This window comes from Nonomuraea sp. NPDC050783 (assembly GCF_040802095.1).
Classification (GTDB): domain Bacteria; phylum Actinomycetota; class Actinomycetes; order Streptosporangiales; family Streptosporangiaceae; genus Nonomuraea.
In genome coordinates this window covers 55,019-73,943 of sequence record NZ_JBFAHK010000013.1, presented here as the reverse complement: position 1 = coordinate 73,943, position 18,925 = coordinate 55,019, and the positions used below count along the sequence as shown (strand labels likewise).

Annotated in this window: 11 protein-coding genes; 8 read left to right on the top strand and 3 right to left on the bottom strand. The window is 75.2% G+C overall.

The window, feature by feature from the left end:
• Positions 1-26: 26 nt before the first annotated feature.
• Positions 27-1,391: an SWIM zinc finger family protein gene (locus AB0H75_RS30600; protein ID WP_367802224.1), complete on the top strand. Its 1,365-nt coding sequence runs from the start codon at positions 27-29 to the stop codon at positions 1,389-1,391.
• Positions 1,392-1,694: 303 nt separating this feature from the next.
• Here the strand turns inward: AB0H75_RS30600 and AB0H75_RS30595 are convergent, their stop codons facing one another.
• Complete coding sequence (locus AB0H75_RS30595) at positions 1,695-2,804, bottom strand: DUF5925 domain-containing protein (protein WP_367802222.1); 1,110 nt, start codon at positions 2,802-2,804, stop codon at positions 1,695-1,697.
• Between the two features lie 57 nt (positions 2,805-2,861).
• The gene (locus AB0H75_RS30590) at positions 2,862-4,376 is read right to left on the bottom strand and encodes a serine/threonine-protein kinase (protein WP_367802220.1); all 1,515 of its coding nucleotides are present in this window, start codon (positions 4,374-4,376) and stop codon (positions 2,862-2,864) included.
• Positions 4,377-4,498: 122 nt separating this feature from the next.
• On the opposite strand from AB0H75_RS30590, the gene AB0H75_RS30585 reads away from it, so the two are divergent.
• From AB0H75_RS30585 to scpA, 5 genes are all read left to right on the top strand, one after another.
• Positions 4,499-6,340, top strand: coding sequence for a potassium transporter TrkA (locus tag AB0H75_RS30585; RefSeq protein ID WP_367802218.1), 1,842 nt, complete (start codon positions 4,499-4,501; stop codon positions 6,338-6,340).
• 20 nt (positions 6,341-6,360) lie between these two features.
• Positions 6,361-7,314 carry an S-methyl-5-thioribose-1-phosphate isomerase gene (gene mtnA / locus AB0H75_RS30580; RefSeq protein ID WP_367802216.1) on the top strand — a complete coding sequence of 318 codons (954 nt, stop codon included), beginning with the start codon at positions 6,361-6,363 and terminating at the stop codon, positions 7,312-7,314.
• Between the two features lie 84 nt (positions 7,315-7,398).
• Positions 7,399-8,175: an N-acetylmuramoyl-L-alanine amidase gene (locus AB0H75_RS30575; RefSeq protein WP_367802214.1), complete on the top strand. Its 777-nt coding sequence runs from the start codon at positions 7,399-7,401 to the stop codon at positions 8,173-8,175.
• Between the two features lie 59 nt (positions 8,176-8,234).
• Positions 8,235-10,022, top strand: coding sequence for a methylmalonyl-CoA mutase subunit beta (locus tag AB0H75_RS30570; RefSeq protein ID WP_367802212.1), 1,788 nt, complete (start codon positions 8,235-8,237; stop codon positions 10,020-10,022).
• Positions 10,019-12,172, top strand: a complete 2,154-nt coding sequence (gene scpA, locus AB0H75_RS30565; protein WP_367802210.1) for a methylmalonyl-CoA mutase — start codon at positions 10,019-10,021, stop codon at positions 12,170-12,172. Before AB0H75_RS30570 ends, scpA begins: the two co-directional genes overlap by 4 nt.
• Here scpA and AB0H75_RS30560 read toward each other — a convergent pair.
• On the bottom strand, positions 12,150-14,432 hold the full coding sequence (locus AB0H75_RS30560; RefSeq protein WP_367802208.1) for a protein kinase: 2,283 nt from the start codon (positions 14,430-14,432) through the stop codon (positions 12,150-12,152). The genes scpA and AB0H75_RS30560 overlap by 23 nt on opposite strands.
• Before the next feature lie 89 nt (positions 14,433-14,521).
• On the opposite strand from AB0H75_RS30560, the gene meaB reads away from it, so the two are divergent.
• Both meaB and AB0H75_RS30550 read left to right on the top strand, forming a co-directional pair.
• Entirely contained in the window at positions 14,522-15,547 is a 1,026-nt protein-coding gene (gene meaB / locus AB0H75_RS30555; RefSeq protein ID WP_367802206.1) for a methylmalonyl Co-A mutase-associated GTPase MeaB, read from the top strand.
• A 165-nt stretch (positions 15,548-15,712) separates the two neighbouring features.
• Complete coding sequence (locus tag AB0H75_RS30550; protein WP_367802204.1) at positions 15,713-18,919, top strand: CehA/McbA family metallohydrolase; 3,207 nt, start codon at positions 15,713-15,715, stop codon at positions 18,917-18,919.
• Positions 18,920-18,925 lie beyond the last annotated feature (6 nt).

The window sequence follows — 18,925 nt, the reverse complement described above, 5'->3', positions numbered from 1 at the left end:
CGGTGACGATCTCTATGGTGCGGAGCATGACCCAAGCCATCCAGGCGTACTCCTACGCGGGGCCCTCCACCCTGACCGGCGGCAGGCTCGGCCTGTCCACCTCGGGCGGCACCGCCTTGTCGGGGCCGCGGGCCCACCCCCGCTTCTTCAGCGGCCTGCTCACCCAGGCCGCCCCGGCCGCCGCCGGCCTGCTGGCCGTCGCCGACGTCGCCCTGGCCCGCTACCACCAGCCCCGTCCCGGCTGGACCCGCGACCCGGTGGTCACCTGCGACGGCGACCGGCTCAGGTTCGAGTCGTTCTCCGCCTGCGGCGGCGTCTACGCCCGGCTCGACGTGCTGGAGCTCGACGGCGACGTTCTCGACCGCGGCACCACCAACGTCGACGTCAACGGGCCGCTGCGCGAGTCCCTGGCCAGGGTCGGCGGGCGCGACCCGCTGCACCTCGGCGTCGGGCCCGACGAGCTGACGGTCACCACCCTCGACGGGGCCGTGGTGGAGAAGAAGGTGCCCCTGCCCGAGCGGTGGCTGCGCGGGTTCGCCGAGGTGCAGGTGATCGCGGCCGGGTTCGACCTGCGGGCCGAGCTGGCCGGGCCGCACGCCGTGCGCTTCCTGCGCTCCCTGCCGCGCGGCGCCCGGTCCACCGTGTGGGCGGTGCCGTCCGGGCGCGACCTGCGGCTGTCGTCAGGGCCGGCGCGCGGCGGCGTCCGCCTGTCCGGCACCGGCCGGGTGGCCACGCTGCTGCCGCTGCTGCGCTTCGCCAGGAAACTCCGCGTGTACGGGCCCGCCGACGGCTCCTCCACGGCGAGCGCCTGGGAGCTGGAGCTGCCCGGCATGCGCTACACCCTGGCCGTCTCGCCCGAGCCGTGGCGCGGCTTCTCCGGCGAGGGCGCGGTCCTGGCCGACCTGGCCACCGACGAGGCCGCCGGCGACGCCGACGTGGTCGGCATGCTCCTCAACTTCGAGCCGGCCGTCGAGCTCGGCCTGCTCGCCGACCGGGCGGGCCTGACCGTCGAGCGCGTCCGCGCCGCACTCACCCAGCTCGGCACCGCCGGCCGCGTCGGCTACGACCTGCACGAGGCCGCCCACTTCCATCGCGAGCTGCCGTACGACCGCGACCAGGTCGCCCAGCTCAACCCGCGCCTGACCGCCGCCCGCCGGCTGGTGTCGTCGGGCGCGGTGCGCCTGCGCGACGACGGCACGGCCGAGGTCACCACCGACGGCGGGGTGCGCCGGGTCCGGGTCGCCTCGGGCGAGTGCACCTGCCCCTGGTGGCACGATCACCGGGGGTCGCGCGGCCCGTGCAAGCACGTCCTTGCCGCCCGCATCGCCACCCGCCCCACCACCGCCCCGGCCGCCCTTGACCCGGCTGCCCCTGACCCGGCGGTCCCTTGAACCGGCCGTCCCCTTGGACCAGCGGTCCCTTGACCGGCGGTTCTCTGAACCGGCCCCCGAACCGGCGGCCCTCGTCCGACGACCCCGGGCAGGGGGAGGAGCGGGGGCCGGGGAGAGGTGGAACGCAGGCCGGGGGAGGAGAAGCGCGGGCAGGGAGAGGAGAAGCGCGGGCAGGGAGAGGAGAAGCGCGGGCAGGGAGAGGAGAAGCGCGGGCAGGGAGAGGAGAAGCGCGGGCAGGGAGGGGAGGGGCGCGGGCAGGGAGGGGAGGGGCGCAGGCCGGGGGAGGAGAAGCGCGGGTAGGGGTCAGAGGTACAGGCCCGTGGACTCGTCGCCCTGGGCGGGGGTGAAGTCGCGGCCGGCGCGCAGCGCGTACAGCTCGGCGAGGGTCGCCCCCGACGGGCCCACGCCGTCGGTCCTGCCGAGCCAGGCGACGGCCTCGTCCCTGCTCAGCGGGCCGATCTCCAGCTGGGCCAGGCAGCGGCCCGGCCGGATGACGGCCGGGTGGAGCCGGGCGAGGTCCTCGTTGGTGGTGATGGCCACCAGCACGTCCCGGCCCTGGCCGAGCAGGCCGTCGGTCAGGTTGAGCAGCCGCGACAGGCCCTGCCCCGCCTGCGCCTTGGCGCCGGAGCTGATCAGCTCGTCGCAGTCCTCCAGGACGAGCAGCCGCCAGCGCTGCGCGTCCTCGTCGGTGTCGTAGCCGACCGCCACCTCCATGAGGTAGCCCGGCTCGTTGAACAGGCGCTCGGGATCGAGCACGCAGTCCACCTGGCACCACTCGCGCCACTGCTTGGCCAGCGTGCGCAGCAGCGTGGTCTTGCCGGTGCCGGGCTGGCCGTGCAGGAGGATGAGCCGGCCGTTCACGTCGGAGGGGGTGACCGCCATCAGCCGGTCGAGGGCCGGGCGGACCCTGCCGGAGTAGTTCTGGCTGACCTCCGCCCACGGCTGGGCGGTGATCGGCTTCTCCGAGCGGGTGCCGCCGTGCGTGCCGCGCCACCAGAAGCCCATCTCGACGTGGTCGGCCTCGGGCACGGCCTCCTCGGCGCCGTCGATGCTCTCGTGCAGCACCGACCGGGCCAGGTCCTCGCTCACCGCCGTCACGCTGACCGTGGCGGTGCGGTTGCGGTGGCGGATCACGCGCAGCGTCCAGCCGTCGCCGCTGATGAGGCGCGACTCCGAGCCGTCCTCGACCCGCGCCGTGCGCAGCACCCGGCCGCCCTCGGGGGCGAGCGGGGCGTCGGGGCGCACGCGCTCCAGGTTCGCCAGCCGGGACCACGGCTGCGCGCCCGTCGCGAACGGCGACAGCGCCAGGGCGTCGATCACGTCGATGGCGGAGTCGGCGTCGTCGATCCAGATGTTCATCGGGAGCTCCGCGGAGTCCGGGCTGGGGAACGGCACCTCCTTGATCACAGACATGCCTCCATGATCTGGTCCGGCGGCCCCGATGTCGAAGGGTTTTGGCCGCCGGTCCGGTCATTTCTTGCTGAGCGAACCGGTCTGCGTGACCAGGCCCAGGCCCGGCTCGTCGCGCCAGGTGTAGCCCAGCGTGCCGTCGGGGTGCAGGTCCAGCCAGATGGTCCCGGCGATGCAGCCGCCCTCGTTCGCGCCGAGGGAGAAGGTGAGGCGGCTGTCCTCGACCCGGGTGAGGGTGATCGTGCCCTTGCACGTGGCGGAGCCGCCCTCCTCGCGCCATTCGGCCGTGGACTCGCCCTTGCGCAGGCGTATCGCGTTCTCGGAGCCGTCGCCGTCCATGGGGTTGGTGCTGGTGGTGTGGCCGGACCACTCGCCCGCGAAGGCGGCCGGGATTTTCAGGCCCGCCTGCGCGGGCCCGGACGTGGCGGGCGTCGTTGTGGGCGTCGTGGCGGGCGTGGTGGCGGGTGGGGCGGTCGCGGTGGTCGCGGCGGTGGACGGGGCGGCCGTCGGGGTGCGGTCGGCGGCGACGGTGCCGGGAGGGCGGTTCAGCAGGATGACAGCGGTGACGGCGGACGCGGCCAGGACCGTCGTCACGACCGTCACACCTAAGAGCACCCGCCGGGAACGGGAGCGCCCCGGATACGTGGCCGACGCCGGCCGCGGCACGCCCGTGTCCCCACCGGCGCCCCCGCGAACGCCCCTGTCTGCGGGCGCTCCGGCCCCGACGGATCCGGGGGCGGACCCGGGGGCGGAGACCGGGGCAGGGGCGGGGTGGGGGGCGGGGCCCGGGGTGACGAGGGTGATCATCAGGTGCCGCGCCGCCGGGCGCCGGGCGGGGTCCTTGGACAGGCAGGCGGCCAGCAGCCCCCGCAGCCGCTCGGGCAGCGGCGCCAGGTCCGGCTCGGCGTGCAGCACCCGGTGCAGCACCGCCGGCACGGTGTCCGCCCCGAACGGGCTCACCCCCGTGGCCGCGTACACCATCGTGGCCGCCCACGCGAACACGTCGGAGGCCGCCGTCGCGGGCGTCCCGCCGATCTGCTCGGGCGCGAGGTAGGCGGGCGTGCCGATGATCCCGGACGTCAGCGTCGCCGCGCCCTCGGCCCGCGCGATGCCGAAGTCCACCACGCGCGGCCCGTCCGGCCCAAGCAGCACGTTGGCCGGCTTGAAGTCGCGGTGCACGATCCCGGCGGCGTGGATGGCGGCCAGGGCGGTGGCGGTGCCGACGGCCAGGCGCTCCAGCTCGCCGCCGCGCAGCGGCCCGCGCTCGCGCACCCGCTCGGCGAGCGAGGGCCCGGCGACGTACTCGCTCACCACGTACGGCCGCGGCCCGTCCACGGAGGCGTCGAGCACCCGCGCCGTGCAGAAGGAGGCGACGCTCTCCAGCGCGTCGAGCTCGCGGGCGAGCCGGGCCCGCGTCTCCCGGTCGCCGGCGCTCAGCAGCTTGATCGCGACCGGCTCGCCGCCCCCCGCCGGACGGGCGAGGTAGACCACGCCCTGCCCGCCCTCGCCGAGCCGCCCGGCCAGGACGTACCCGCCCAGCGATTCCGGGTCGTCCGGGGCGAGGGGGTGCACCATGGCGGATACGTTACCGGTCTCCCTGCACCGGCGAAGATCGCCCGGTACCTTGTGTCGTTGGGTCAAATCACTCCTTACACGGAGGTATCGGGGAAGTGTCGAAGGTCACGATCCGGGAACGGATGCGGTACTGGTTCGACAACACGATGTCGAGGGGCACCGCCTCGCTCATCGGCTGGCTGGCGGCGGTGTCGGCCGGCCTCATCGTGGTCGTGACCGCGCTCACCCTGTGGCTCGCGCCGGGGGAGCCGGACGGGGCCGACCACGCGGGGCAGGTGTTGTGGATCGCCCTCATGCACGCCCTGTCGCCGACCAAGGTGGCCAGCGACAAGGGTTCGATCGCGTACATGACGGTGATGTTCGCCGGCTCGCTGGGCGGCCTGTTCATCGTCAGCATGCTGGTCGGCCTGCTGTCCAACGGGCTCAAGCAGAAGGTGGACCGCCTGCGCAGGGGGCGCTCGCGGATCGTGGAGTCCGGCCACACGGTGGTGCTCGGCTGGTCGGACCAGGTGTTCACGATCGTGGGCGAGCTGGTCAAGGCGCACGCCAGCCAGAAGAGCTCGGCCATCGCCATCCTCGCCGACCGCGACAAGCTGGACATGGAGGAGGACATCCGCGACCACGTCGGCGACCTCGGCCGTACCCGCCTGGTCTGCCGCACCGGCAGGCCCACCGAGCCGCACGACCTCGCGCTGATGAACCTGGCCGCCGCCCGCAGCGTCGTCGTGCTCTCGCCCGAGGGCGAGGACCCGGACGCGCACGTCATCAAGATCCTGCTCGCGCTGGCCAAGCGCGAGGGCGCGCACCCGCCGGTGGTCGCCGCCCTCGCCTCGGCCCGCAACCTCGCCGCCGCCCGCCTGGCCGGCGGCCCGGACGTGCACCTGGTGGACTCCGACGACACCGCCGCCCGGCTCATCGTCCAGTCCTCGCGCCAGTCCGGCCTGTCCGTCGTCTGCATGGACCTGCTCAACTTCGACGGCGGCGAGATCTACATGCGCACCCCGAAGAAGCTCGTCGGCGCCACCTACGGGCAGGCGCTGCACGCCTACCAGACCGCCTCCGTCATCGGCCTGCGCCGCCCGTCCGGCGTCGTGCTCAACCCGCCCTCCGACACCGTGATCGGCGCGGACGACCAGGTCATCGTCATCGCGTCCGACGACTCCCACGTCCGCCTGGCGGCCGGCAAGCCGTCCGTGGACGAGTCCGCCATCGTCGGGGCGGGGCCGCGGCCGACCGCCGAGCCCGAGCGCACGCTGCTGCTCAACTGGAACGGCCGCGCCGGCCACATCGTCCGCCTCCTCGACGCCTACGTCGCGCCCGGCTCGGTCCTGGAGATCGCCGCCGACCACCCCAGGGCCGGCGCCGGGCTGAGCGGCCTGCGCAACCTCACGGTCAACGTCAAGGACTGCGACACCACCGACCGGTTCGCCCTGGAGTCGCTCGGCGTCGGCGTGTTCCAGCACGTCATCGTCCTGTCCGACGACCGCTTCGACCCCCACCACAGCGACACCCGCACGCTCATGACCCTGCTGCAGCTACGTGACATGCAGAGCACGCTCAACGAGCACTACTCGATCGTCAGCGAGATGCACGACGAGAACAACCGCGCCCTGGCCGAGGTCACCGAGGCCGACGACATCGTCATCAGCGACACCGTCATCGGCCTGCTGCTGGCCCAGCTCGCCGAGAACCGGCACCTGGCCGAGGTCTTCGGCTACCTGTTCGACTCGAGCGGCTCGGAGATCTACCCGCGCCCCGCCTCCTGGTACGTCCGGACCGGGACGAAGGTCACCTTCTCCACCGTCATCGAGGCCGCCCGCCGCCGCGGCGAGACCGCCATCGGCTACCGCGGCTCGGCCGGCCGCAACGCCCCGCCGCACTACGGCATCGTCCTCAACCCCGGCAAGTCCGACCCCGTCGTCTTCACCGAGAACGACTCGATCATCGTCCTCGCCGAGCACTGACAGCGGTTAGCGTGAGCCGCGTGAGGACCATCGACTGGGTGGACGGCGCGATCGAGCTGATCGACCAGACGCTGCTGCCCGAGGAGTGCGTGACGCTGCGCGTCACCACCGTGGACGAGCTCGTCGACGCCATCCGGCGGCTGGCCGTGCGCGGCGCGCCCGCGCTCGGCGTGGCCGGCGCGCTCGGCGTGGTGCTCGCCGGCGACGACCCCGCCCTGATCGCCCGGCTGCGTGCCGCCCGCCCCACCGCCGTCAACCTGGCCTGGGGCGTCGACCGGGCCGCCGCCCACCTCGGCGAGGGCCGTGAGGCCGTGCTCGCCGCCGCGCTGCGCCTGCGCGACGACGACATCGCGGCCTGCCGGGCGATGGGGGAGCGCGGCGCCGACCTCCTGGAGAGCAGCCTCCCCTCCCGTGGCGGGCTGCGGATCATGACCGTCTGCAACACCGGAGGGCTGGCCGCCGTCGAGCGCGGCACCGCCCTCGGCGTCGCGCAGACGCTGCACGAGCGCGGGCGGCTGGCCGAGGTGCTCGCGCTGGAGACGCGGCCGCTGCTGCAGGGCGCCCGGCTCACCACCTGGGAGCTGGCCAGGATGGGCGCGCCGCACCGCCTGGTGGCCGACTCGGCGGGGCCGTACCTGCTGGCCAGGGGCGAGGTGGACGCGGTGCTCATCGGCGCCGACCGCATCGCCGCCAACGGCGACACCGCCAACAAGATCGGCTCCTACGCGCTGGCGCTCGGCGCCGCGCGCGCCGGCGTGCCGTTCGTCGTGGTCGCGCCCGAGTCCACGATCGACCCGGCCACCCCGACCGGCGAGCGGATCGAGATCGAGGACCGCGGCCCCGAGGAGATCGTCACGATCCGGGGCGTGCGCCTGGCCCCGGAGGGCACCCCGGCGCTCAACCCGGCCTTCGACGTCACCCCGCACGACCTCGTCACGGCCATCGTGACCGAGGCCCGGGTGATCCGGCCGTAGCAAATCAGCGATCTCCAGGACCCGCGCCCGCTCGCCTTGTTACGCTCGGTGTCCCCCCGCAACCGCCCGTCCTCGGAGCTCGCCATGGCCATCGACCTGGTGTCAAGGCGCGAATGGAACGCGCGCGCCCCGCTCGGCGCCTATACCCAGCTCGACTCCACCAAAGGTGTGAAAGTGCACTACACCGGCGGCAGGGTCGATCCCGCCATCGTCGACGACCACGAGGAGTGCGTGGCGCTGGTGCGCTCCATCCAGGCGTACCACATGGACGGCAACGGCTGGGTGGACATCGGCTACTCCTTCGTCGGCTGCCCGCACCGCAAGGTGTTCGAGGGGCGGGGGCTGCACCACCTGCCCGCCGCCAACGGCCCCGGGCTCAACTCCGGCCACTACGCCGTGCTCGGGCTGGTCGGCAACGCCGGGCTCGTGCAGCCTCCCGACGAGCTGCTGCACGCCATCCTCGACGCCGTCGAGCACGTCCGCGCCCGCGGCGCGGCGGGCAAGGAGATCAAGGGCCACCGCGACGGCTACTCCACCGACTGTCCCGGCGACCCGCTGTACGCCTGGGTGCGCAAGGGAGCGCCGCGGCCCGCCGGCGGCGACACCCCGCCCCAGCCCGGCCCGGTCGCGCCGCCGTTCCCCGGGCGGCTGCTGTCGTACCCGCCGGTCATGCGGGGCGAGGACGTGCGGACCTGGCAGCAGCGGATGCGCGAGCGCGGCGCCGAGCTGGAGGCCGACGGCGCGTACGGCCCCGTCTCGCGCGAGGTGTGCCGCGCGTTCCAGCGGCAGCAGGGCATCGTCGACGACGGTGTCGTCGGCGAGGTCACCTGGCGGCTGACGTGGGAGGCGCCGCTCTCCTGACCCCTGTTTGCCGGGGTCTGGGTTATGGGCGCCGCGCGGTTCCGCCTACTATCCGAACCATGGAACTCGCAGCGGGGTTCACGCCCGTCACCCGGGACGACTGGCGGGAGCTGGCGGCGGCCGTCCTGCGCAAGTCCGGGGTCGAGGCGGGCTCGCCGGAGGAGGCGCTGTCCACCCCCACCTACGACGGTCTCACGATCGCGCCCCTGTACGACCAGGACGACCTGCCCGGCGATCCCGGCCTGCCCGGCGCGCCGCCGTACGTGCGCGGCGCCCGCGCGGCGACCGGCTGGGACGTGCGGCAGCGGCACGCCGCGCCCGACCCGGAGGCGGTCCTGGCCGACCTGGAGAACGGCGTCACCTCGTTGTGGCTGGTCGTCGGCGAGGAGGCGATCCCGCCCGGCGCGCTGGCGCGGGTGCTGAAGGACGTCCACCTCGATCTGGCCCCCGTGGTGCTGGAGGCGGGCGAGCGGACGCGCGAGGCGGCCGAGGCGCTGCTCGCGCTGGCCGCGGCGCGCGGCGTCGCGCCCGCCGGCAACCTGGGCGGCTCCGGCGCGGCCGGGGCGGAGCTGGCGGTGCGCTGCGCCGCCGGCTTCCCCGGGCTGCGGGCCGTCACCGTGGACGCCACGCCCTGGCACGACGCGGGCGGTAGCGACGCCGAGGAGCTGGGCTGCTCGATCGCGCGCGGGGTGGCGGAGCTGCGGGCGCTCACCGGCGCCGGCCTCTCTGTTGAGCAAGCGCTAGGGCAGATCGAGTTCCGGTACGCCGCCACCGACGACCAGTTCGCCACCATCGCCAAGCTGCGCGCCGCCCGGCGGATGTGGGCCAGGGTCGCCGAGACCTGCGGCGCCCCCGCCCACGGCGGCCAGCGGCAGCACGCGGTGACCAGCTCCGCCATGATGACCGCCCGCGACCCCTACGTGAACCTGCTGCGCACCACCGTCGCCTGCTTCGCCGCCGGGGTGGGCGGGGCCGACGCGGTCACCGTGCAGCCCTTCGACGCCGCGCTCGGCCTGCCCGACGCCTTCTCCCGCCGCATCGCCCGCAACACCCAGTCGCTGCTGCTGGAGGAGGCGCACCTCGCCCGCGTGCTCGACCCCGCGGGCGGCTCCTGGTACGTCGAGCGCCGCACCGCCGACCTGGCCGAGCGGGCGTGGGCCTGGTTCCAGGAGATCGAGGCCGCCGGCGGCGCCGACGCGGCCACCGGGCTGGTCGCCGAGCGGATCGCCGCCACCCGCGCGCGCCGCGCCGCCGACATCGCCCACCGCCGCTTCCCGATCACCGGCGTCAGCGAGTTCCCCGACCCGGACGGCAAGCCCGTCCGGCGCCGCGGGCCGGGCATCGCCGGGCCGCGCTACAGCCAGGACTTCGAGGCTCTGCGCGACCTCGCCGACGCCCAGGCCGAGCGGCCCAGGGTGTTCCTGGCCACCATCGGCCCCGCCGCCGCCCACACCGCGCGGGCCGCGTTCGCCGCCAACCTGTTCCGGGCCGGCGGCCTGGCCACCGAGAGCGCGGGCCCGGGCACCGACCCCGAGCGGATCGCCGCCGCCTTCGCCGCCAGCGGCGCCCGCGTGGCCTGCCTGTGCTCCAGCGACAAGCTGTACGCCGAGCACGCCGCCGCCGTGGCCGCCGCGCTCAGGCGGGCCGGGGCCAGGCGGGTGTGGCTGGCCGGCAAGGGCGACCACGACGGCGTGGACGCCAACCTGTACGCCGGCTGCGACGCGCTGCGGGTGCTCCGCACGACCTTCCGCGACACGCTCGACGACCCGCCCGCCGGCCTGCTCGGCGACGACCCGCCCGGCGACGTGCCCGGCGACCTGCCCGACGACCTGGGGGTGACCCGATGATCCCGAACTTCTCCGACGTCCCGCTGGGCGACCTGCCCGAGAAGGCGGGGCAGGAGCCCGCGCCCCCCGCCGAGACCTGGCAGACCCCGGAAGGCATCGCGGTCAAGCCCCTCTACACCGCCCGCGACCTCGACGGGCTCGACTTCCTGCGGACCTACCCCGGCGCGGCCCCCTACCTGCGCGGCCCGTACCCCACCATGTACGTCACCCAGCCGTGGACCGTCCGCCAGTACGCAGGCTTCTCCACCGCCGAGGACTCCAACGCCTTCTACCGCCGCAACCTGGCCGCCGGCCAGAAGGGCCTGTCGGTCGCCTTCGACCTGGCCACCCACCGCGGCTACGACTCCGACCACCCGCGCGTGGCCGGCGACGTCGGCATGGCCGGGGTCGCCATCGACTCCATCTACGACATGCGCCGCCTCTTCGACGGCATCCCGCTGGACCGCATGTCGGTGTCCATGACCATGAACGGCGCCGTGCTGCCCGTCCTGGCCCTCTACATCGTGGCCGGCGAGGAGCAGGGCGTCGCGCCGGAGCAGCTCGCCGGGACCATCCAGAACGACATCCTCAAGGAGTTCATGGTCCGCAACACCTACATCTACCCGCCCGGCCCGTCCATGCGGATCATCTCCGACATCTTCGCCTACACCAGCGAGAAGATGCCGAAGTTCAACTCCATCAGCATCTCCGGCTACCACATCCAGGAGGCCGGGGCCACCTGCGACCTGGAGCTGGCCTACACCCTGGCCGACGGCCTGGAGTACCTGCGGGCCGGGACCGCCGCCGGGATGGACATCGACCGGTTCGCGCCGCGGCTGTCGTTCTTCTGGTGCATCGGCATGAACTTCTTCATGGAGGTCGCCAAGCTGCGCGCCGCGCGGCTGCTGTGGGCGCGGCTGGTGTCCGGGTTCGGGGCGAAGAACCCCAAGTCGCTGAGCCTGCGTACGCACAGCCAGACCTCCGGCTGGTCGCTGACCGCCCAGGACGTCTTCAACAACGTGGCCCGCACCTGCGTCGAGGCCATGGCCGCCACCCAGGGCCACACCCAGTCGCTGCACACCAACGCCCTCGACGAGGCCCTGGCGCTGCCCTCCGACTTCTCCGCCCGCATCGCCCGCAACACCCAGCTCCTGCTCCAGCAGGAGTCCGGCACCACCCGCGTCATCGACCCGTGGGGCGGCTCCTACTACGTCGAGCGGCTCACCCACGACCTGGCCGAGCGCGCCTGGGCCCACATCGAGGAGGTCGAGGCGGCCGGCGGCATGGCCAGGGCCATCGAGGCCGGGCTGCCGAAGCTGCGCATCGAGGAGGCCGCCGCCCGCGCCCAGGCCCGCATCGACTCCGGGCGGCAGCCGGTCATCGGGGTCAACAAGTACCGGGCCGCCGATGACGAGGCCATCGAAGTGCTCAAGGTCGACAACAGCGCCGTCCGCGCCCAGCAGCTCGACAAGTTGGCGCGGCTGCGGGCCGAGCGCGACGAGGACGCGGTGCGGCGCGCGCTCGACGCGCTCACCAAGGCCGCCGAGAACCCGCAGCCGGGGCTGGAGCACAACCTGCTCAAGCTGTCCGTGGACGCCGCCCGCGCCCTGGCCACGGTGGGCGAGATCTCCGAGGCGCTGGAGCGGGTGTTCGGGCGGCACGCCGAGCAGGTCCGTACCATCTCAGGGGTGTACCGCGACGAGTCGGGCCCGGCCGAGAACATCGAGCGCGCCCGCCGGGCCTGCGCCGCCTTCGAGCGGGCCGAGGGCCGCCGCCCGCGCATCCTGGTCGCCAAGATGGGCCAGGACGGGCACGACCGCGGCCAGAAGGTCATCGCCACCGCCTTCGCCGACCTGGGCTTCGACGTGGACGTCGGCCCGCTCTTCCAGACGCCCGAGGAGGTCGCCCGGCAGGCGGTCGAGGCCGACGTGCACATCGTCGGCGTCTCGTCGCTGGCCGCCGGGCACCTGACGCTCGTGCCCGCGCTGCGCCGGGCGCTGGCCGACCTCGGCGCCGAGGACATCATGATCGTGGTGGGCGGGGTCATCCCGCCGGGCGACCACGACGAGCTGCGCGCCGCCGGCGCGTCCGCGATCTTCCCGCCGGGGACCGTGATCGCGGACGCCGCGCTCGGGCTGCTCGATCAGCTCACGAGCCGGCACACGTCGTGACCGTGGCGGATCGCTGCACGCGGACCGGGGACGTGACGCGCAACGTGACGCGGTGCGTGACGCCGCCCGTCCCCGCGTCCGCATCCGTGCTCGTGCCCGTGCCCGCGCTCTTGCCCGTGCCCGTGCCCGCGCTCGTGCTCGTGCCCGTCGGGGTGTTCGCCGGCTCGGCGGTGGTCCCGGTGGTGGCGGCGTCGCCGTCGGCGAGCCGGGTGGTCACGGCCGGCGGCGAGGTCAGGTAGCGCCGGCCGTTCCCGGGGATGGTCGTGGAGGTGGCGGGACCCGCGGGCCTGCCGTCCACCAGCCACGTGTAACGGATCGTCAGCGGGCCGCCGGTGCGCGCCACCAGGGCCCGCAGGGTGACCGTGTCGGCGGGACGGCAACCGTCGCGCCGGACGCCGGCGGGGCGCAGGCGGGCGACGCTGAGGCGGGCGGCGGCCGTCCCGGCCGGGGCGGGGGTGGCGCTCCGGGTGACCCCGGCCTGCGGGGCCGGGCGGGTGGCGGCGGCGTTGCGCGCCTTGGGGGTGGGCTCGGTGGGGGTGAGCCAGACGATCGCGCCGGCCAGGGCCAGCACGGACACGCCCGACACGCCCGCGATCAGCGCCGTCCTGACCCGCCGCCGGCCCGGCTTCCCCGCCCGCGCCTGCTTCCCGCCGCCACCACCGGGCTCGCCCGCGACCAGGATCTCCACGAACGCCGACCGCTGCCCGTCCTCGACCCGCGCCCCCACACCCGGCACCCGCTCACGCGGAACGGCCGCCCCCAGCTCGTACAGCCCCGAGACCCGCGCGTCTTGAGCCCGCGCGTCCTGGGCTCGTGCGTCTTGGGCCCGCGCGTCTTGGGCCCGTGCGTCCTGGGCCCATGCGTCCTGAGGACGCGCCTCCTGAACTCGTACGTCTTGAGTCCGCGTGCCCTGACCCCACACCTCCTGAACTCGCGCGCCCTGAGCCCGCGCGTCTCGCGCCTGCGCACCTAGGCCCGGCTCGCTCCAGCCCGTTTCGCCCTGGAGCCGCATGCTTTGAGGCGGAGTCTCCTTGTGTGGCGCGTCTTGAGGCGGCGCACCGTGGACTCGCGCTTCCTGGACCCGTGCCTCCTGGACCCGTGCCTCCTGGACCCGCGCTTCCTGGGGCGGCGCGCTCAGGAACGGCGTGCCTCGGGGCGGCTCGGCCGAGGGTGGGTCGCTCGGGGGTGGCGGGTTCTGGGGGGCGGTGGGGGCCGGTGTCTCGTGGTGTGCCGGCTGGCCGGTGCCCGGGCCGCCGGGATGACCGGGCCGGCCCCGGCGGATCTGGGATCGGGGCGCGGCGAGGGCGGGCGCCGGGAGCGGCATGCTCGGCGGCGCGATCTCGCGGTCGGCGGCCGGGGTGGCGTAGTCGTCGTGCGGAGCCGGAGCCGGAGCCGGAGCCGGAGCCGGGGGCGGGGTCGGAGCCGGGGGCGGGGTCGGGGCCGGTCGCGTGGGGGCGGTGGGCGGTGCGGAGGGGCGGTGGAAGATGCTCCTGAGGTGGAGGAGGACGTCGCGCATGGCCGGGCGGGCGGCCGGGTCCTTGGCGAGACAGGCGGTGACCACTTCGCGCAGGGGCCCCGGCAGCTCGCCGAGCCGCGGCTCCCCGCGCAGCACGCGCTCGATGACCGCCGGCAGGGAGTCGTCCCCGAACGGGGGCACGCCCGTGGCCGCGTACCCGATCACCGACGCCCACGCGAACACGTCGGCGGGAGCGCCGCACCCCGACCCCGCGAGCTGCTCGGGCGCCATGTACGCGGGCGTCACCGCGACGGTGCCGGCCGCGCTCATCGCCGTCCCGTACGCCCCCGCGACCCCGTAGTCGGCCACCAGCGCCCCGCCGGCGCCGAGCAGCACGTTGGCCGGCTTGAGGCCCAGGTGCGCCACGCCCGCCCGGTGCAGGGTGTCCAGCCCGGTCGCGACGGCGGCGGCGAGGCGCGGCAGCTCCGCCGCGGGCGCTGGCGCGGCCTCCTGCAGCGAGGGCCCGTCCACGTACTCGCTGACGACGTACGGCCGCGCGCCCCCGGCGGCGTCGAGCACCCTGGCGAGGCCGAGCGGCCGGACCCGCCGCGCGGCGGTCAGCTCCCTGACCAGCCGCTCGCGGTCGGCCGGCCCTTCGCGCAGCACCTTGACGGCGACCGGCGTCCCCTCGCGGGCCTGGCCGAGGTAGACGACGCCGTGGCCGCCCGCGCCGAGCCGGCCGGCCAGCCGGTAGGGTCCCACTGCTGTCGGGTCGCCCTCGCGCAGAGGTTCGACGTGGGGCATGAGGGGAGTGACTCCTGTGACGGCTGAGACGGGAACTCCAGCACCTTACTGGCAAAGGTCAACATTTGTCAGAAGTTAGGCTGATTGACATGGAGAAAGGGGGCGGCTGGGTGCGCTCGCTGGAGGACTACGCCGAGGGCGTCCGCGCGGGCTCGCGGGCGTGGATCGCCCGGGCCATCACGCTGGTCGAGTCGACCAGGCCCGACCACATGGCCCTGGCCCAGCGCCTGCTCGTCGAGCTCACCCCGCTCACCGGCCACGCGCGCAGGATCGGCGTGTCGGGGGTGCCGGGGGTGGGGAAGTCCACGTTCATCGACACGCTCGGCACGATGCTGACCGGCCAGGGGCACAAGGTCGCCGTCCTGGCCGTGGACCCCTCCTCCACCCGTACGGGCGGCAGCATCCTCGGCGACAAGACCCGCATGTCCCGGCTGGCGGCCGACCCGGCGGCCTTCATCCGCCCCTCGCCGACCTCCGGCACGCTGGGCGGCGTGGCCAAGGCCACCAGGGAGGCCATGGTGGTGGTCGAGGCGGCCGGGTTCGACGTGGTGCTCGTCGAGACCGTCGGCGTCGGCCAGTCCGAGACCGCCGTGGCCGACATGGTGGACACGTTCCTGCTGCTCACCCTGGCCCGTACCGGCGACCAGCTCCAGGGCATCAAGAAGGGCGTGCTGGAGCTGGCGGACGTGATCGCGGTCAACAAGGCCGACGGCGAGCACCAGCTCCCCGCCAGGAAGGCGGCCCGCGAACTGGCCGGGGCGCTGCGCATGTTGCGCTCCGACACCGCCCCGCCGCCCGTCCTGACCTGCAGCGGCCGGACCGGGGAGGGCCTGGAGAAGCTGTGGGGGCAGATCGTGTCCCACCAGGAGGCGATCGACCTGGGCGCCCGGCGCCGCGCCCAGCAGGTGGGCTGGACGTGGACGCTGGTCCGCGAGCGGCTGCTGGCCCAGCTCCGCGACGCCCCCGGGGTGGTCGCGATCAAGGACGAGGTGGAGCGCGAGGTCCTGGCCGGCGCCCTGACCCCGTCCCTGGCCGCCGACCGGCTGCTCGCCGCTTTCCAGCGTCCCTGCTCCCACAGCTCTCACACTCCCGGCAAAGACCCCGAACCCGTATAGCGGGACGTCTGCCACGAAAGGCCGCCTCCGAGAGTCACGGTGCTACTTCGGAGAGTGAAGCCTCTCCCTCTCGGGGTGGGATAAGCCGTCCCTCTCAAGATCGTCGCAGGCGTGGCGTTCGTGACCCATGTCACGATGACGCGGCGAAGAAGGCGGGAGAGGCCCATGAGTGCGGAACCGGTGCTGCCGGAAGAGATGGCAGGAGCGCTGGCGGAGTACGGCCGGCTGCGTGGCGGGAACGGCGTCGCCGGGGGAGAGCCGGGACTCCATCGCGCAGCGCTCTTCGCCCGGCGCGAGGTGCTGCCGCCCGAGCTGGCCGACCGGTTCTGGCGGCTGGCCCTCGAAGCGGTCGCCCGATCCGGCCGGCCGGACGGGCCCGCCGGCCGGACCGGCGCGCGGCCGGCCGGGGCCGACTACGACGTGGTGCTGCGCGACACCCTGGACGGCGCGCTGCCCGGACACCTTCTCGCCCTCCGCCTCCGGCCGGACGGCTCCGTGGTGGAGGGCGTCCCGCGTACGGTCCTGCTGCCGTCGCAGCCCGCACGCGGCACCCGCCGCCCACCCCTCGTGGTCCTCCAGGGCGGCGACCGGGCCGTAACGGCAGCCACGGGGACGGCGACCACGGGGACGGCGACCTGGGGAGCGGCGGTCCCGGGAAGGGCGGCGACGGGGACGACGGTCGCGGGAGCGGCGGCTTTGGGGAGGGCGGCTGCAGGGGCGGCGGTCCCGGGAGCGGCCACAGGGACGACGGCCGGGGGAGTGGCTACGGGGGCGACGGGCGGGGGAGTGGCCACAGGGACGGCGGCCGGGGGAGTGGCCACAGGGGCGACGGGCGGGGGAGTGGCCGTGAGGGCGGCGGTCGCGGGGGCAGCCGTGGCGGGGGTCGCCGTCCTGGAGGCGGTCGCGGCGCGTGAGCCGGGCGGCCGGTCGGCGGCGGCGGCGTCGTTCGCGGCTCATGGCGCGGAGCGCAGGTCGTTGCTCATCGACTCCGCCCGTGACGAGGCGTGCCTGGTCGTCGTGGACGGCACCGAGCGCCTGCTCGCCCCGCGCGGCGCCTGGCTGGTGCAGGTGGACCCCGGCAGCACGGTCGTCGTGGACGGCGCCCGCGTCCGCCTGGACGCGCTCCTGCGCCCCCTCGCGGCGGCCCGGCTCCGGCTGGTGGCGGGCATGCCCTGCCGGTGGAGCGTCACCGGCGAGGACGGCGTCGGCTGGTTCCCGCCCGGCGTCCCGCACCGCCACGACCATCGCGGCCGCCCGTACTTCCACGGCGACGACCTGGTGGTCGAGGTCCCCGCGCGCCCGCTGACGGTCACCGCCGCCCGCGGCATGGAGTACGCCGAGGTCGGTGTCGAAGTCGTCCCGGTGCCGGGCCGCGAGCACCTGGTCGAGCTGACCCCGTGGCGCCTGTACGACGCCGCCGCCCGCGGCTGGTACGGCGGCGACCTGCACGTCCACCTCGGCCGGACGGGCGACCTGGCGGGCGTGCCCGCCGCCCAGCACGGCGAGGACCTGCACGTGCTCAACCTGCTCACCACCCCGCCGGGAACGGCCGCCCGCGACACCCTGGAACGCTGGACCGGCCGCGACCTGCCCTGGTCGGACGCCACCCACGTGGCCAGGATCGGCATCGAGTACCGCAACGACCTGCTCGGCCACATCCACGCCTTCGCCCCGCGCACCGCCCCCACCCACCTCCGCACCGCCCCGGTTTCCAGCAGCTACCCCGCTCCCGACCCCGATCCCGTCACCGACTCCGGCAGCGCCTTCGACGGCGACTCAGCTCCCGTCCCCGGTGGCGCCTTCGGCGGTGACTTCGCCTCTGTTTCCGGTGGCGCCTTCGGCGGTGACTTCGCCTCTGTTTCCGGTGGCTCCTTCGGCGGGGACCTCGCCCCTGTCCCCGATGGCGTCCTCGGCGGCCATCCCCACCCCATGCCCGACAACGCCCTGGGCGGTGAGCTGAGCTGCGTTCTCGGTGGCGGCCTGGGCGAGGACGCCGACTGGCCGTCCAACGCCGACCGCCTGCGGGAGTTGCGCGGCCTCGGCGCCCTGGTCGGTTACAGCCACCTCTTCCACGCCCCGCCCGCCGACGGCCCGCCCCCCACCCCGACACCGGACTCGCCCGCTGACGAGGCCGCAGGTCCGCGCACCGGCCCGGCGGCGGGCCCGCTCACCAGCCCAGCGGGGCCGCTCGCCGGCCCGGTGGCCCGGCCGCTCACCAGCCCGACCACAGACCCCCTCGCCGACCCGACCACGGATCCGCTCACCGGCTCTCCACCGGGCCCCCTCGCCCGCCCGACCACGGATCCGCTCACCGGCTCTCCGCCGGGCCCCCTCGCCGACCCGGCCGTGGATCCGTTCACCGGTTCGCTCGCCGACCCGGCCGTGGGCCCGTTCACCAGTCCGGTCACCGGCTCGACCGAGGGATCGTTCACCGACCCGCTCGCCGGCCCGCCCACCGATGCACCCGCCTGTGCGGTCCCGCCCGCGCCGCGTGACTGCGCTGCCCGCGAGCTGGTCGCCGACGCCGCGCTCGGCCTCGTGGACAGCCTGGACGTGCTCACCCACGCCTCCACCCACGCCTCAGACCCGGCCGCGGGCCCGTTCACCGCCCCGCTCACCGATCCACTCGCCGGTCCGCTCGCCGCTCCGGCCTTCGTGCCGGCCGCCGCGGCGGTCTACCGCCGGCTGATCGGCGCGGGCAACCGGCTGGCCGTGACCGCCGGCACGGACGCGACGATCTGTCCGGCCGAGGCCGGCGACCGGTCGAACCCGCCCGGCTGGGCCCGCGTCTACGCCCGGGTCGAGGGCGAGCTGACCGCCAGGTCGTTCGCGGCGGCGGTGCGCGCGGGCCGGACGTTCGTCACCACGGGGCCGTGGCTGGAGCTGTCGGTGGACGGCCACGGCCCCGGCGAGGTCGTCGAGGCCCGCCGCGGCGACACGATCCGCGTCACCGCCGCCGCCCTCGGCCCCGAGGTCGCCGCGGTCCGCATCCGTACGGCGGACGGGGTGCGGGCGGGCGCCGAGCGGCTGCCGTTCGAGGGCGCGCGGGCGGGGGCGGGGGAGACGCTGGCCGTCACGGCCGAGCTGCGCGTGGACGGGCCGACGTACGTGCTGGCCGAGGTCCTGTGCGACCCGCATCCGCGCACCCTCGCCGCCACCGGGTACGCCATGACCAGCCCCGTTCACGTGGACGTGGACGGCCGCCGGGTGGCCAGGCCGGAGGACGTGCGCTGGTGCCTGGAGTGGCTGGACCTGCTGGAGGAGCTGATCAGGCAGCACGCCCGGCTGGCCGGCCCGTACCGGTTCGGCGAGCACATGTCGCTGCTGGAGCAGGCGCGCGGCATCTACCGGGCCCGGCTGGCGAGAGCCTAAGCTGCC